Consider the following 12,881-nt stretch of genomic DNA (forward strand, 5'->3'; position numbering starts at 1 on the left):
TGATGAATGCGTAGCTATCCTTCATTACCCCAAGAAGCTTACGACATTTTTCATTAAGGAAGGGGATAAATATGCTTCAAATGCAGCTGCTGCAATTAAAAATACCCCAGCCAAGATCAAGGAAAAAACATAGCGGGAAATAATCGGCTTTAAAGGCTCCCGAACCTGTTTAAGAAAAATGCGGCTGATCATCTTCATGGATAGCGATACGGCCAGAACCGTGATCACGATAAAGATCGGGACAATGAATATATTTTGCGGTAGGATTGCCACAAATGATAATAGGAATCCACTCCACCCCATTTGATTGACTAAAAATCCGACCGTAAATCCCACAACCATACCTTTTACAAATAACAGTACTAATATCACTGGCAAACCGATAACCGAAACCCCAAGAATCCAGATGACCCCAATATATTTAAGGTTATGCATAAGACTTTGACTGAACATATCGTGTGAAGAAGCAAATTCCCCTTTGGAAACTTGTCCGAAGAATTGTGATAAATAGTAGAACAAATCTTCCTTTTGAGTAAAGCTCAAACTGTTTACGAGAACAGCACCAAAAATGACACCCATTAAAAAGAGTACAGTGATAAAAACGTATAATGAGGAATGTTCGTTAACATGTTTCCTTACAGCATTTTGTATGGCAGATCTATTTTTCATCTTTTATCTATCCTCCCAACTCCACTTACTAGAATCTATGTTTTTTCTGTTTTATTTATGACAAGGATTCAAGCGTAATTTACAGAGTCGTAGAACATTTTTCACAAAAGACGTGTTATAATTTTCCATAAAGTTGTTTGGAGGGGTACTATGAAAGCTATACTAATGGATTTTCCAGAAAAAATTGAAACTTCTCGCTTATATTTAAGACCTTGCCTACCGGGAGATGGACTTGACGTTTATGAAGCCATAGTCCGTTCACGAAACGAGTTGAAGAGATGGCTTCCATTTGCCCAGCAAGAACCATCAATAGAAGCTTCAGAAAAGAATGTCCTGAAAGCATATGCTGATTTTATCTTAAAAGAAGATATTAGACTCCATATTTATAGGAAAGAAGACGGTCAATTCATAGGCTCCACTGGCCTCCATCGAATTAACTGGGACATCCCCAAGTTTGAAATCGGTTATTGGATCGATACGGAATACAGGAACAAAGGATATATAACTGAAGTGGTAGAAAGGTTAACAAGATTCGCCTTTAATCATTATGGGGCCAAGAGAATTGAAATCCGTTGTGATCCCAATAATCTTACCAGCAAACGGATTCCTGAAAAGCTTGGATTTACCCTGGAAGGGATTTTACATAATGATGCTTTAAGCGCCGACGGCAAGACATTACGAGACACTTGCATTTATGCAAAAATAATAAACTAAAAAGAGCCCTGGCAGCATCAGTTTTCCCTGTCAGGACTCTCTCCATTAGCTTTAAAAAGCAAAACTCCTCTTTCGCTTTCCATACTTTACGTTCCAATTAACTCTCTTTCTATGAAGCTTTATTAAAAGGATTTAAAGAATCCCTAAAATAGTTTCAGGGATTCTTTGTATTTCAATCTTCAATCATTATTGCTTGGAAAGGCAAATGTCGACCCCGTATTGGCGGACGATGTCAACCATCGTTCTGAGACAGTTTTTGTTTTTGTAAAGAAACGGGCTTGGTCTGGTCCGAACATATGACCTTCACCGAATCTAGACCCTTTAAATCCAGCAAAATTATGGTAGCCGACAGGGATTGGAATCGGGACATTAACTCCTACCATTCCAACGTCAATTTCCGTTGTGAATTTCCGAGCTGCCGCTCCATCATTGGTGAAAATGGTGACACCATTCCCTAACTCATGTTCGTTGATCAGCTTAATCGCTTCTTCTAGTGAAGCGACCCGAACAACATTACGGGCGGGTCCGAACACTTCCTGTTCATATATATCCATTCCTGGCTTTACATGGTCAATTAATGTCGGGCCGACAAAGAAACCTCTGGATTCTTTCACGATGTCTAATTCCCGTCCATCACACACTACCGTTGCACCTTCTTCAATGCTCTTGTCAATCGCCGCAATTACCGACTCTTTTGATTGTTGGGATATAACAGGTCCGAAGTCAACTTCCCGGTCTGTGTAAGAGCCCACTTTCAATGCGCCGATTTTTTCTTTTAAAATCTTTATTAAACGATCCCCTGTTTCTTCTCCAACAGGCATGAGCGTTGAAATGGCCATGCAACGCTGGGATGCAGCTCCATATGCAGCTCCAATAAAAGAGTTTGCCACTTGTTCTAAATCCGCATCAGGCATGACAACCATATTGTTCTTCCCGCCACCAAGAGCCGTCACACGCTTACCATGTTTCGCTCCCGTCTCATAAATATATTGAGCCACCGGCGTAGAGCCCACGAAGGAGATTGCCTCCACTTCTGGATTTCTCAATAATTCATTGACAGCGTCCTTATCACCATTGATAACGGTCCAAATACCGTCCGGCAATCCTGCTTTCTTCCATAATTCACTCACGAATAAAGCTGTCATTGGAACTCGCTCCGAAGCTTTCAGAATGACTGCATTGCCTACAGCAATTGCCATGCTCGTCTGGGCCAGTGGCACCATGATCGGGAAGTTGAATGGAGAAATGGCTGCTACGACGCCAAGTGGGTACTTCGCCGAATAGACATTGATCTGTCCACCGACGTTGACGGAATATTCCCCTTTCACTAAATGGGGCGCTCCAATGGCAAGGTCCACAGATTCTATTCCACGGGTAATCTCGCCCTTTGCATCTTCTGCCGTTTTACCGCTTTCTGTACAAATCAGATCAATTAGGGCATCTGTATGTTCCGTAAGCAAGTTACGAAACTTGATCACTATATCCGCACGCCTTGCTACGGACATGTCACGCCAAGCGGGAAATGCAGCTTTGGCTTTATCAATGGCTCCCTTTACTTCTTCAATCGAAGCTAACGGTACTTTCGCAATGACTTCTCCACTTGAAGGATTGAATACATCCGAAAATCTCCCGTTTTGCCCTGCAACCATTTGACCGCCTATAAAATGAGATAATTCTTTTACTTTTATTGTTTCAGTCATTATAACTCCTCCTAATTGTTCGAGATTTTACTATATAGTAGGGGTGAAGCATTTCCTTTATGTAATCCGTCACCCACAAACTCACAAAATACTCAGATAATTAAACTCGGAATTTCAGTCGCGAGTTTACGCCAGCATATTGCGCCTATATTCGTGTCACTTCCTTATTATGATTTATTTCCTATTCCTATTGTGTAACTTCCTGGCTTTTTAGTCATTATACAAAGTGTTAAATGAATCCCTTTTCTATTTCACAAAAAGACTAATTGCTACGAAGTGATATCTATAACAAGCACAAAAGGCACTTCCATCTAGAAATGCCTTTTGAAAAGTTTATATCGGGAAAGCCTGTGTTATCACATCTTAACTTTCCCATATTTGCCGCCTCCTCCTGCATCAAAACCCAATATCCCTTTTCTTGCGGAATCTATAAAGTGGGCTAATTTCAATGGAACGACCTCTGAAAGCTGTTCGAGAGTCACCTCATGAAGGATATTCATCTCTGTTCCGAAGGCCCCCAATAGTCTGTCCATGGACTTCGGGCCAAGGCCCGGAATGAAATCAAGCGGAACCTGATGAATATACTGCGGACGGGACCTCTTTTCCTCCCCTTTTCCAGAAACGGATAATTCGGCAATACGTGTGGAAACTCCCTTAATGATCTTCTTGCCTCCGCATTCACTGCATGCCTCAGCATTTATGGCCATTTTATGAAGGCAACTTCCGCAAACGGTTTGATAATATTTACCCAATAAGGGATTCAATCCATAATTGGCTGTCACTTTACGACCTTCTTCTTCCTTAAGCGCTTTTTCCAACTCTGTAAAACTCGGTTCTTGAAGCAATAGCATTTGATATTCACGGGCTATCTTTCCAAGGGAGTGGGCATCGGAATTCGTCAGGAAGGTATACGATTTCAATTCTTTTATGTCCTCCACCAAATAGGTATCCGAGCTTAAACCAAGTTCGATGGCATCAATGAGCTTCGGATCGAACACTTCCGCCAGGCTTTCCTTTACGCCTTTACCGTACAAGCTTTTAAAGGGGGTGAAAACATGCGCAGGGATGAACAGCCCTCCAAGGGATTTGACGATTTCTTGCAACTTTCGCCCGTCACAATAAATCCTCTGGGAACTCAACGTAATATTTTTCACATAATTACTCATCCATGATGAAAACCTCTTCAGCACTTCCATATTTGGAAAATAGGCAAGAACATGAATCGGTCCATGGCAATTGTGGTCATATATTTCAATTTCCGACCCTGGGATGATGGTGAGGTTCCGATAATGAAGTCCGCCACCCTCCATTTCCGTAATTTCCCCATTGTGAATTCCAGCTTCTATCTCTTCAATAACCTCAGGAGAATGGCAGTCTATAACCCCTATCATATCGAGTCCTTTTCGTTCGCTTGCCACTTCGATTATGTTGCTGAAGGTCAACGTTTTAGCTCCGGTGATCTTAACCGCCTTCCCACTTCTCGTCCTGCCGATATGAATATGGAAATCAGCATAGTATTCTTTCATTTATTCATTCAACGCCTTTTTCAACTGCAAATATTGTACGGCGTAGGCCGTTTTGGCATCTTGGATCTTCCCTTCATCCAGATAGTTTTGAGCTTCCTTCAATGTCAGCTCGATCACCTCGACAAACTCATCTTCATCCAATGGTGCCGCATCTTTTTTCTTTTTCAAATTGTGGGCCAAATAGAGATGGACTAGCTCATCCGCAAAGCCTGGAGACGTATAAAAAGAGATGATATGCTCCATTCTTTCACATTCATAGCCCGTCTCTTCCTCAAGTTCACGTTCTGCCGACCGAACGGGTTCCTCCCCTTTTTCAAGCTTACCTGCTGGAATTTCAACCAGGCTTCTCTCCAACGCTTTACGGTACTGTTCGACCATGATGATCTTATCTTCAGCTGTAAGAGCGATGATTGCGACTGCCCCGGGATGCTTGATGATTTCTCGTTTACTCGTTTTCCCATCAGGAAGCTCGACATCATCCACTTGTAAATTGATTACTTTACCCGTGAATATCTTTTTGCTTGATAATGTTTTCTCTTCGAATTTTTTCAACTTGTCCACTCCTCTGTTCTAATTACAGCATGATTCTTCATACATTTTACCATACTAGGGATGGAGGGCGATTTGATGAAAATTCATGTGTTCGAAAATGGCATTGTTTTCTCCGGAAAGAGTTGGGAGATTGTTCAAAAACTCAAAAGTCTACAAAGTGACTATGTTTATGTCAATGACTGGATTGCAGATATCCATCGACAAGAACCTCACCCCTTAAAAAGGATCAAGTGAAATCTTTGAGTGAAAATGATTCCTCCTTTACAATGAAGATATAAAGGAGAGGATAACATGAAAAAACGCAGATTAGGAAATTCGGATTTGCTTGTATCCGAAATTGGACTTGGATGCATGTCTTTAGGAACCGATCAAAAAAAGGCAGCCGAAATTGTGAAGGCTGCTTTACATGAAGGCATCAATTACTTCGACACCGCTGACTTATATGATTTTGGAGTGAACGAGGAAATTGTGGGAGAAAGCCTAAAGCCAGTTCGCGATCAAGTGTACATAGCAACGAAAGTCGGAAACCGCTGGACGGAAAATAAAGAAGGCTGGAGCTGGGATCCATCTGGTGACTATATCAAGACGGCCGTAAAAGATAGTCTAAAGAGACTAGGCACCGACTATATTGACCTCTATCAGCTGCATGGCGGTACGATTGAAGATAATTTGGAGGAAACGATTGAAGCCTTTGAGGACTTAAAAAAAGAAGGTTTGATTCGGTACTATGGAATATCATCGATTCGGCCCAATGTAATAAAGGCATTTGTCGAGAATTCAGATATTGATTCCGTGATGATGCAGTACAGCCTTCTGGACCGCCGTCCGGAAGAGTGGATGCCACTTTTGGAAAATAAGCAGGTCAGCATCATTGCTCGGGGGCCTCTCGCCAAAGGGCTGCTAAGTGAAAAAATGCTTAACAAGGCTAGTGAGGACGGCTACCTCGATTATAGCTATCAAGCACTCCAGGACTTACTTCCACAATTAAAAGAGAAGATTTCCGGCAAGAAGCTGAATGCTGTGGCTCTGCAATATGTATTATCGAACCAATGCGTTGCATCTGCCGTAGCCGGGGCGAGCACGGTGCAACAGCTTCGCGAAAACTGTCAGGCTGCCAACAGCCCTTCTCTTTCAAAAGATGAACTTGATCTGTTGAAGCAACTCACCAAAGCAAGCAAATATGCAAACCACCGGGAATAAATCTAACCTGAACACCCTTTAAAGACTAGCAATCATTTCTCTGCAAAGCTATCCTTTCCGTACACCTACGGTTGGATAGCTTTTTTTTATTCCGGGAGTCATACCCTACACTTTTAAATAACTCAGCTGCAAAAGTGTAGGGTGAGTTCTTTCTAAGATCTTTTCTGTTGCTATTTCTTAATTGATAGTATACAATTCAATTGTGCACAATCTAAATGAAAAGATTGGGGAGATAAACAATGACAAAAACACTATTTACGACGTCTGTAACGGTTGATGGAGGAAGAGAAGGAACGGCCATTTCAGCTGATGGAAACTTTACGGTTGATATTGCAATGCCCGGAACGCCAAGGGCTAAACAGATGCCTGAAGCTTCTAATCCTGAACAGCTTTTTGCAGCAGGATATGCGGCTTGTTTTGATAGTGCTTTACAATCGGTTGGAAAGATTGAAGGTGCTACATTTACTTCAAACGTCACAGCCAATGTCAGTTTATTGATGGGTGATATGCATCAATACAGCTTGGCTGTAACATTAGTCGTAAAGGGATCAGGAATCGATAAAAATTCATTTGAAACTTTCGTTCATAAAGCTCACCAAATGTGCCCTTATTCAAAAGCAATCAACGGAAATGTGGATGTTGCCATTGAAATTGAAGTAGAATAAAGCAATTTCACAAAAAAACGCTTGGGTTTGAAGTGAACCCAGGCGTTTTTCTATTCCTTCAAAGTGCTTGCAAGGTTTTTAATAGTTGAAGCAGCGACGCTTTCAAATCCTCAACCACTTGCTTATCTTCACCGGACATATCCGAAATGCGTTCAGGAATGAAACAGGCTTCTTCCCTTAAATCAAGTCCCTTTCGAGTCAGCTGAATCATGACAGACCTTTCATCTTTAGTGGACCGTTCACGAACAATGAGCCCATTCTGCTCCATCCGTTTCAACATGGGAGTGAGCGTTCCTGAATCAAGTGCAAGTAACTCCCCTAATTTCTTCACTGTAAGCGTGTCTTGCTCCCATAGTAAAAGCAGAACGAGATATTGAGGATACGTTACGTTAAGTTTGGTAAGTAGTGGTTTATACTTCTTGGTCATTTCCCTCGAATTTGCATATAGAAGGAAGCATAGTTGATTTTCCAGTACAGATTCTATTCTTTTTTCCATTTCATCACCAACTAATAGTAGTCCATTCGATAAGCGGGTACCTATCAAACTTACTTTTAATATAATCGTTATGCTTTATAAAATAAAGCGATTCGGCCATCCAAACAGAATTACGAAGGAATTTAATTTGTTCCATGTCATTTTCTTCATACAAAAACATCCCCGTTATAAGTACATGGGTACCAACGAAGATGCTTTCCATTTATAGTTTTTTTGGTCGGGTCATAATAAACATCCCGATTTCTTTAAAATCATTTATAGTTTTTCCAGTTAAGATCACTTTCACCCAACAGCTCTTCGAATGATTTATTTTTCTCACGCTGTTTTCTTTCTTGACGTTTCTTTTCTTCTTCTGCTGCTCTCTTCTCTTGTTCCGCATCGTTTAATTCTTTTTGTTTTTGGCGAAGCTGCGACATGATATCTTGATTGAGCATATCACCAAGTTTCAATGATGACGATGCTTCTTTTTCTTGCTTTTTACTTTGATTTTGATTGCGCGGCTGTTTCTTTTTCATCCTTAAAACCCCCTGACATTATACATTATTATACCATGACTCCGGTTTTACCCGTGACGATTTCTTAACAGTATTTTCTTATTTTTCAACATGGTAAAATAAACTAAAAACAAGGAGGTTCACCATGAAAAAATGGGGTCTCGCAATTGCCGGCATCTTGACGTATATGGTCGGCATCGGTATTTATTTTTCTAATCGGCTCATGTACATGAAGAAGAAGGAAGATGATTTCATCAAAGATCGTGAAGTCTTGGCTAAACGGTTCATTCAAGAGGATTTTGATACCCTGCCTAAAAGCGAAATCTGGGTACCTTCTCCATCTGGGTATTCCTTGAAATGCATGTTTATTGAACCACATCCTACGAATAAGTGGATCATTATTGCTCACGGCGTGACAGAAAATAAAACGAACTCGATCAAGTACATGAACATTTTCCTTAAGCGTGGATTCAATGCGGTCATCTACGATCACCGTCGTCATGGAGACTCCGGTGGGAAAACAAGCAGCTATGGACATTATGAAAAATTCGACTTGAAAGCCGTGATTGACGAGTTAAAAAAACGTAAAGGTTCAGATCTTTTCTTCGGCATTCATGGTGAATCCATGGGGGCTGTGACCCTTCTTCTATATGCGGGCATGCTTGAAGATGGAGCAGATTTTTATATTGCCGATTGTCCATTTTCCAATTTTGAAAAGCAAATTCAACATCAAATCGGCATGGAAATCCCTTTTCCAACCTGGTCCATCTTTCCACTTGGGCGCATGTTCATCAAACTTCGTGATGGATATTGGACGAACGAAGTATCACCGATAGATTTCATTAGTACTATCGAAAAACCAGTGCTGTTCATTCACAGTGAACCTGATACTTTCATTCCCGCCTCCATGACACTTGAATTATATGAAGCAAAAAAAGGACCAAAACAACTTTACCTCGCAAAAAACGGGGCTCACGCACAATCATATAATGCTAATCCCAAGGAATATGAGGAACGGATCGACCAATTTCTCGAACAGCTTGTATTGAAATAGACAAAGGGAGAATCCCACGACTATCGGGATTCTCCCTTTGCTTTTTTTAGAGTTTATTAAAGTAACTCATCCTTGGATTCAAGATTTGATTCGGGCTTTTTAGCTGAAAGCAGTTTGCTTCGACCACAAAGTCTATTGTCATGATATCATCGAGAAAAATCATTTTAGATTTTTCGACATAAAGGGGAACTCCATTGGTCTCCACTTTTTGATTATCCTCCTCAAGCTCGTCAACGAGCCAAAGAGCTGTCACGCCACTTACTACGCAACCACAGCCATCTGTATCATATTTCAACTGTAAATGTCCTTCTTTTCCCTGTATTTTATCGGAAAGTTTTTCGGCTGCTCTATCTGTCCATTCAATGTACATCTCATTTCCCCCTATTCGTTCCATTCCCCCATTATAAACGATGAAAGGACCCCTGTCCTTTTCCCGCACTCTTGTGCATCCATGGGGATAATCCCACCATTCTTATTCCATCAATCTTACATCCGCTATATGGGAAAGTTGAATATAATGTGGTTGCTGAAAATGGTCAATAATATGAAGTCTTTGCAAGCATTCATCATAATAATGAATGCTTCCGATTAAAAGCTGGTATCGGGTTCTGTCATAATAGGCAATCATGACCTCTCTACCTTCTTCCATCGCTTCCCCCATCACAGCATTCATTTCTTCAAACTGCTGTTCATCGAGAATGCGTCTTGCTTCATGGCTATCCTCCGCCACCCAATCCCGCAACATCTTCACATGTTCCGGTAGCATCATGGATGTCCATTTGATACGCCCCCGATCATGAATCATTCTTTTTCCTCCTCTGACGACTTTGTCAAGCCTTATGCCCGCCAAGCAATCCGCTTCTATAAACGGCCGTCCCGGCTTTCGTATACGAAACCGCGCGCAACAGTGATTTTGAACCATATTTATGTCGAATGCGGTCAACGGTATAACTCAATTCCCGCTTTTTCCACCGTGAAGCATCAAATAAAGTCAGCTGCATCTCATTATCATCCACAATATTCGAGAGTGTGACCGAAACGCTACGAACCGTTTTTTGCTTATGATAGTTTTCATAAAAAAGTTCAAGACAGACTTTATACAATTCCATTGTGATATTTGTCGGTTCCTCAATCGAACGGGAGCGATGAAACCCACCGCCAAACTCATCCTTACTATAACCAATGCTCAGACTGATCGTCCGTCCAGCCTTCCTATGGGTACGAGCCCTTCTTCCGACTTCCTCACAAATTTCTACCATAACCTGCTTGATCTCGTGTTCTTCCTTGTAATCACGGAGTAAAATCTGACTTTTACCAAAGCTGACCTGCCCCTCGATGATCGGCGCCCCGAGATCTGACAAATCGATTCCCCAGGCATGATGATAAAGCTGATTGCCCATAATCCCGAACTTCGCTTCAAGCAATTGAAGGTCATAATTGGCAAGTTGCCCGACAGTGAATATTCCCATGCCATGAAGGGTCTTTTCCACCCTCCTTCCTATCCCCCACATTTCACGAAGCGGAGAAATCGGCCAAAGCTTAGCTGGTACGTCTTCATATGTCCACTCAGCTATTCCTGTATGTTTGGCCTCGAGATCAAGAGAAAGCTTCGCCATCAGCATGTTCGGCCCAATCCCGATTGCACTTGGAATCTGTAATTCCCTTTCAATGTCATCTTTTATTTTCCTGGCAATATTCCAGGCATCCCCCCATAAAGAAGCCGCTCCATCAACTTTCAAAAAACTTTCGTCCACACTGTATACATGAATCGCTTCTTTTGGAACATAGCGGTGAAACAAGCGCGTAATCTCCGTCGAAACTCTCAAATAAGTGGCCATTTTGGGTTCAACGACTAGAATGCGTCGATCTTTCGGTATCTCAAACTTCCGGGAACCGGTTTTTATACCGAATTCCTTCTTTAGCTTTGGAGAAGCCGCAAGCACAATGCTCCCCTCCCTATTCTTATCACCCACCACTGCCAAATAACATTCGAGCGGGTCCAATCCATGCATGACCGCTGAGCAGCTAGCATAAAAACTTTTCATATCAATACACATAATTGATTGTTTCGGCATCATGCTATAATCCATTTTTTCTTCACCCTATACAGAATATATGTTCGTGTTTATATTATATCCCTCATTCTAAACGAATAAACGTTCGCATTCAATGGAAGTTTCATGACAAATTTCCACCTATTTATGGGAACTTTTTAAATACCCATAAATACCCTTTAATTTAAAAGTAATCCATTATATCCAACTAGTTTTTATAAATATAATTAGTTGGTATCTTGCCTAAAAGGGGAACCGAGTCTTTTAACCCTTTTACTATTTAAGAAAAACGATTTCGCTGATTTTCACTAAGTATTACTACTTATTTTTTGTAATGAAAATGTAATCAAAAACTGGTTTGATTGTCACAATGGTATTGTAGGATAATATTGTTAAAGAAAAATAGAGAGATAGAGAGAGGAAATGAGATACATGAAGAAATGGATTGCCTCAGCTGCTGTTGCTTCTGCATTAATGCTGACGCCACTTCAGGCGTTTGCAAATATTGGAGATCAAACCCTCAGACCCGGAATGACACATAGTGATGTCAAACAACTACAGACCCTATTAAAAACTAAAGGTTATTTCACATATACTGGTTCATCGACTACTTACTACGGAACCTATTCAACAACTGCCGTAAAAAACTTTCAAAAAGCTAAAGGATTGACTGCCGATGGGATTGCAGGAAGAAATACCTTCAATGCGCTCGGTGTTTATAATGTCAATAATACAAGCATGATTAATTATGCAAAAACATTGATAGGCTCGCCATACAAATGGGCTGGCACGACACCAGCAGGATTTGACTGTTCGGGGTTCATCTATTATGTATTCCAAAAATCACAAGGAATTACCCTACCACGGACAACATCCCAGCTTTACGGGAATACCGGATTGAAAGTATCAACGCCATCAAAAGGCGATCTTGTATTCTTTGATACTTCTTCTGGAAAGACGGGTGTTTCCCATGCTGGAATCTACATTGGAAACAATCAGTTCATTCATGCTTCCTCTTCTAAAGGAATTACCATCACCGATATGAATAACTCCTATTGGGCGCCAAAATACCTGGGTGCAAAAACTTTATAAAAAAAACATGAGGTTAAAACAAAGCAGGGCAGAATCTATTTGATTCTGCCCCCTTATTATTTTAGATATAAGATTTCTTCAGTAGAATCGTCTACGGTCACAGTAAATGATGCGTCCAAGTTGGAGCGATTCATCATTTCAATATTGTATACATGCTCGGAAGGGAAATGAATGATTTCAAGAACCATGAAACGCTGACTAGGAGCTTTAGTCACATGCTCAAGTGCAGCAGTTACGGCCTTTTGCTCTTCTAGACTCTCTTCATCCTTTAAAATCCGTATCAATTCTGCATCCGCTTTCGAAGGAAATGATTCTTCGACCTCTCCACCGTACCATGGTTTAACTTTCATCCCGATTGCCAAGTCTGAATAACTGAGCTTTGCCCCATGTTCATCTTGTATATACGTATGATTTTTCACCTTGTAATACGTCCCTTTTATCAGAATCCGCTTATCATCTAAATCTGTAATGAATCCTTCTTCTCCCTTGCCAATGGACTTATGGGGTTGCTCTTCAGAGAAGGATTGACAGCTTCCCAGAATGAAAAAAAGGAATAAAAAGATAAAAGACTTTCCCATAACGAGCTTCATACAAAATCCCTCCTATAAAACAGACGAATTCACCAATGAAATGGTTACATAAGATGGAAAGATAATCCAAATAAA

Annotated in this window: 16 protein-coding genes; 6 read left to right on the forward strand and 10 right to left on the reverse strand. The window is 41.0% G+C overall.

All coding sequences use genetic code 11. The features are described from left to right. Positions 1–24 precede the first annotated feature (24 nt). Positions 25–669 carry a stage II sporulation protein M gene (spoIIM, locus tag ACIQXH_RS01430; RefSeq protein ID WP_402869297.1) on the reverse strand — a complete coding sequence of 215 codons (645 nt, stop codon included), beginning with the start codon at positions 667–669 and terminating at the stop codon, positions 25–27. Between the two features lie 150 nt (positions 670–819). Between spoIIM and ACIQXH_RS01435 the strand changes: the two genes are divergently transcribed. Further along, a complete protein-coding gene (locus tag ACIQXH_RS01435; RefSeq protein WP_402956626.1) occupies positions 820–1,383 on the forward strand; it encodes a GNAT family N-acetyltransferase in 564 nt (187 codons plus the stop codon). A 179-nt stretch (positions 1,384–1,562) separates the two neighbouring features. Here ACIQXH_RS01435 and ACIQXH_RS01440 read toward each other — a convergent pair whose 3' ends face one another. The 3 genes from ACIQXH_RS01440 to ACIQXH_RS01450 form a co-directional block, all read right to left on the reverse strand. Then, positions 1,563–3,083 (reverse strand): CoA-acylating methylmalonate-semialdehyde dehydrogenase, encoded by a 1,521-nt coding sequence (locus tag ACIQXH_RS01440; RefSeq protein WP_402956623.1) that lies wholly within the window; start codon positions 3,081–3,083, stop codon positions 1,563–1,565. 356 nt (positions 3,084–3,439) lie between these two features. Continuing rightward, entirely contained in the window at positions 3,440–4,609 is a 1,170-nt protein-coding gene (locus ACIQXH_RS01445) for an endonuclease Q family protein (RefSeq protein WP_402956621.1), read from the reverse strand. After that, positions 4,610–5,161, reverse strand: coding sequence for an NUDIX hydrolase (locus ACIQXH_RS01450; RefSeq protein WP_402869305.1), 552 nt, complete (start codon positions 5,159–5,161; stop codon positions 4,610–4,612). Between the two features lie 75 nt (positions 5,162–5,236). On the opposite strand from ACIQXH_RS01450, the gene mciZ reads away from it, so the two are divergent. The 3 genes from mciZ to ACIQXH_RS01465 all read left to right on the forward strand — a co-directional run bounded on the left by mciZ (position 5,237) and on the right by ACIQXH_RS01465 (position 7,026). After that, positions 5,237–5,395 (forward strand): Z-ring formation inhibitor MciZ, encoded by a 159-nt coding sequence (mciZ, locus tag ACIQXH_RS01455; RefSeq protein ID WP_402869307.1) that lies wholly within the window; start codon positions 5,237–5,239, stop codon positions 5,393–5,395. A gap of 57 nt (positions 5,396–5,452) precedes the next feature. Continuing rightward, positions 5,453–6,361, forward strand: a complete 909-nt coding sequence (locus ACIQXH_RS01460) for an aldo/keto reductase (protein ID WP_403121876.1) — start codon at positions 5,453–5,455, stop codon at positions 6,359–6,361. Between the two features lie 239 nt (positions 6,362–6,600). Continuing rightward, positions 6,601–7,026 carry an Ohr family peroxiredoxin gene (locus ACIQXH_RS01465; RefSeq protein WP_402869311.1) on the forward strand — a complete coding sequence of 142 codons (426 nt, stop codon included), beginning with the start codon at positions 6,601–6,603 and terminating at the stop codon, positions 7,024–7,026. Positions 7,027–7,084: 58 nt separating this feature from the next. Here ACIQXH_RS01465 and ACIQXH_RS01470 read toward each other — a convergent pair whose 3' ends face one another. Together ACIQXH_RS01470 and ACIQXH_RS01475 are read right to left on the reverse strand one after the other, a co-directional pair. After that, entirely contained in the window at positions 7,085–7,522 is a 438-nt protein-coding gene (locus ACIQXH_RS01470; protein WP_402869313.1) for a MarR family winged helix-turn-helix transcriptional regulator, read from the reverse strand. 251 nt (positions 7,523–7,773) lie between these two features. Then, positions 7,774–8,037, reverse strand: a complete 264-nt coding sequence (locus ACIQXH_RS01475; RefSeq protein ID WP_402869318.1) for a YqkE family protein — start codon at positions 8,035–8,037, stop codon at positions 7,774–7,776. 124 nt (positions 8,038–8,161) lie between these two features. Between ACIQXH_RS01475 and ACIQXH_RS01480 the strand changes: the two genes are divergently transcribed. Next, on the forward strand, positions 8,162–9,070 hold the full coding sequence (locus ACIQXH_RS01480; RefSeq protein WP_402986135.1) for an alpha/beta hydrolase: 909 nt from the start codon (positions 8,162–8,164) through the stop codon (positions 9,068–9,070). Between the two features lie 46 nt (positions 9,071–9,116). Here the strand turns inward: ACIQXH_RS01480 and ACIQXH_RS01485 are convergent, their stop codons facing one another. From ACIQXH_RS01485 to ACIQXH_RS01495, 3 genes are all read right to left on the reverse strand, one after another. Beyond that, entirely contained in the window at positions 9,117–9,440 is a 324-nt protein-coding gene (locus ACIQXH_RS01485) for an iron-sulfur cluster biosynthesis family protein (protein ID WP_402956617.1), read from the reverse strand. A 102-nt stretch (positions 9,441–9,542) separates the two neighbouring features. Then, positions 9,543–9,875, reverse strand: a complete 333-nt coding sequence (locus tag ACIQXH_RS01490; RefSeq protein ID WP_402956615.1) for a YolD-like family protein — start codon at positions 9,873–9,875, stop codon at positions 9,543–9,545. 25 nt (positions 9,876–9,900) lie between these two features. Continuing rightward, entirely contained in the window at positions 9,901–11,160 is a 1,260-nt protein-coding gene (locus ACIQXH_RS01495; RefSeq protein WP_403079355.1) for a Y-family DNA polymerase, read from the reverse strand. A gap of 396 nt (positions 11,161–11,556) precedes the next feature. On the opposite strand from ACIQXH_RS01495, the gene ACIQXH_RS01500 reads away from it, so the two are divergent. After that, complete coding sequence (locus tag ACIQXH_RS01500) at positions 11,557–12,216, forward strand: NlpC/P60 family protein (protein ID WP_403079353.1); 660 nt, start codon at positions 11,557–11,559, stop codon at positions 12,214–12,216. A 56-nt stretch (positions 12,217–12,272) separates the two neighbouring features. On the opposite strand, the gene ACIQXH_RS01505 is transcribed toward ACIQXH_RS01500, so the two are convergent. Beyond that, positions 12,273–12,806, reverse strand: coding sequence for a DUF3221 domain-containing protein (locus ACIQXH_RS01505; RefSeq protein WP_402869330.1), 534 nt, complete (start codon positions 12,804–12,806; stop codon positions 12,273–12,275). Positions 12,807–12,881: the final 75 nt, after the last annotated feature.

It is taken from the genome of Peribacillus sp. NPDC097225 (genome assembly GCF_044761955.1).
GTDB lineage: Bacteria > Bacillota > Bacilli > Bacillales > DSM-1321 > Peribacillus.

What these genes read in the sequence shown, in the direction of transcription:
- spoIIM (WP_402869297.1), bottom strand. Translation starts at nt 669, where the DNA reads ATGAAAAATAGATCTGCCATACAAAATGCTGTAAGGAAACATGTTAAC.
- ACIQXH_RS01435 (WP_402956626.1), top strand. Translation starts at nt 820, where the DNA reads ATGAAAGCTATACTAATGGATTTTCCAGAAAAAATTGAAACTTCTCGC.
- ACIQXH_RS01440 (WP_402956623.1), bottom strand. Translation starts at nt 3,083, where the DNA reads ATGACTGAAACAATAAAAGTAAAAGAATTATCTCATTTTATAGGCGGT.
- ACIQXH_RS01445 (WP_402956621.1), bottom strand. Translation starts at nt 4,609, where the DNA reads ATGAAAGAATACTATGCTGATTTCCATATTCATATCGGCAGGACGAGA.
- mciZ (WP_402869307.1), top strand. Translation starts at nt 5,237, where the DNA reads ATGAAAATTCATGTGTTCGAAAATGGCATTGTTTTCTCCGGAAAGAGT.
- ACIQXH_RS01460 (WP_403121876.1), top strand. Translation starts at nt 5,453, where the DNA reads ATGAAAAAACGCAGATTAGGAAATTCGGATTTGCTTGTATCCGAAATT.
- ACIQXH_RS01465 (WP_402869311.1), top strand. Translation starts at nt 6,601, where the DNA reads ATGACAAAAACACTATTTACGACGTCTGTAACGGTTGATGGAGGAAGA.
- ACIQXH_RS01470 (WP_402869313.1), bottom strand. Translation starts at nt 7,522, where the DNA reads ATGGAAAAAAGAATAGAATCTGTACTGGAAAATCAACTATGCTTCCTT.
- ACIQXH_RS01475 (WP_402869318.1), bottom strand. Translation starts at nt 8,037, where the DNA reads ATGAAAAAGAAACAGCCGCGCAATCAAAATCAAAGTAAAAAGCAAGAA.
- ACIQXH_RS01480 (WP_402986135.1), top strand. Translation starts at nt 8,162, where the DNA reads ATGAAAAAATGGGGTCTCGCAATTGCCGGCATCTTGACGTATATGGTC.
- ACIQXH_RS01485 (WP_402956617.1), bottom strand. Translation starts at nt 9,440, where the DNA reads ATGTACATTGAATGGACAGATAGAGCAGCCGAAAAACTTTCCGATAAA.
- ACIQXH_RS01490 (WP_402956615.1), bottom strand. Translation starts at nt 9,875, where the DNA reads ATGATTCATGATCGGGGGCGTATCAAATGGACATCCATGATGCTACCG.
- ACIQXH_RS01495 (WP_403079355.1), bottom strand. Translation starts at nt 11,160, where the DNA reads ATGGATTATAGCATGATGCCGAAACAATCAATTATGTGTATTGATATG.
- ACIQXH_RS01500 (WP_403079353.1), top strand. Translation starts at nt 11,557, where the DNA reads ATGAAGAAATGGATTGCCTCAGCTGCTGTTGCTTCTGCATTAATGCTG.
- ACIQXH_RS01505 (WP_402869330.1), bottom strand. Translation starts at nt 12,806, where the DNA reads ATGAAGCTCGTTATGGGAAAGTCTTTTATCTTTTTATTCCTTTTTTTC.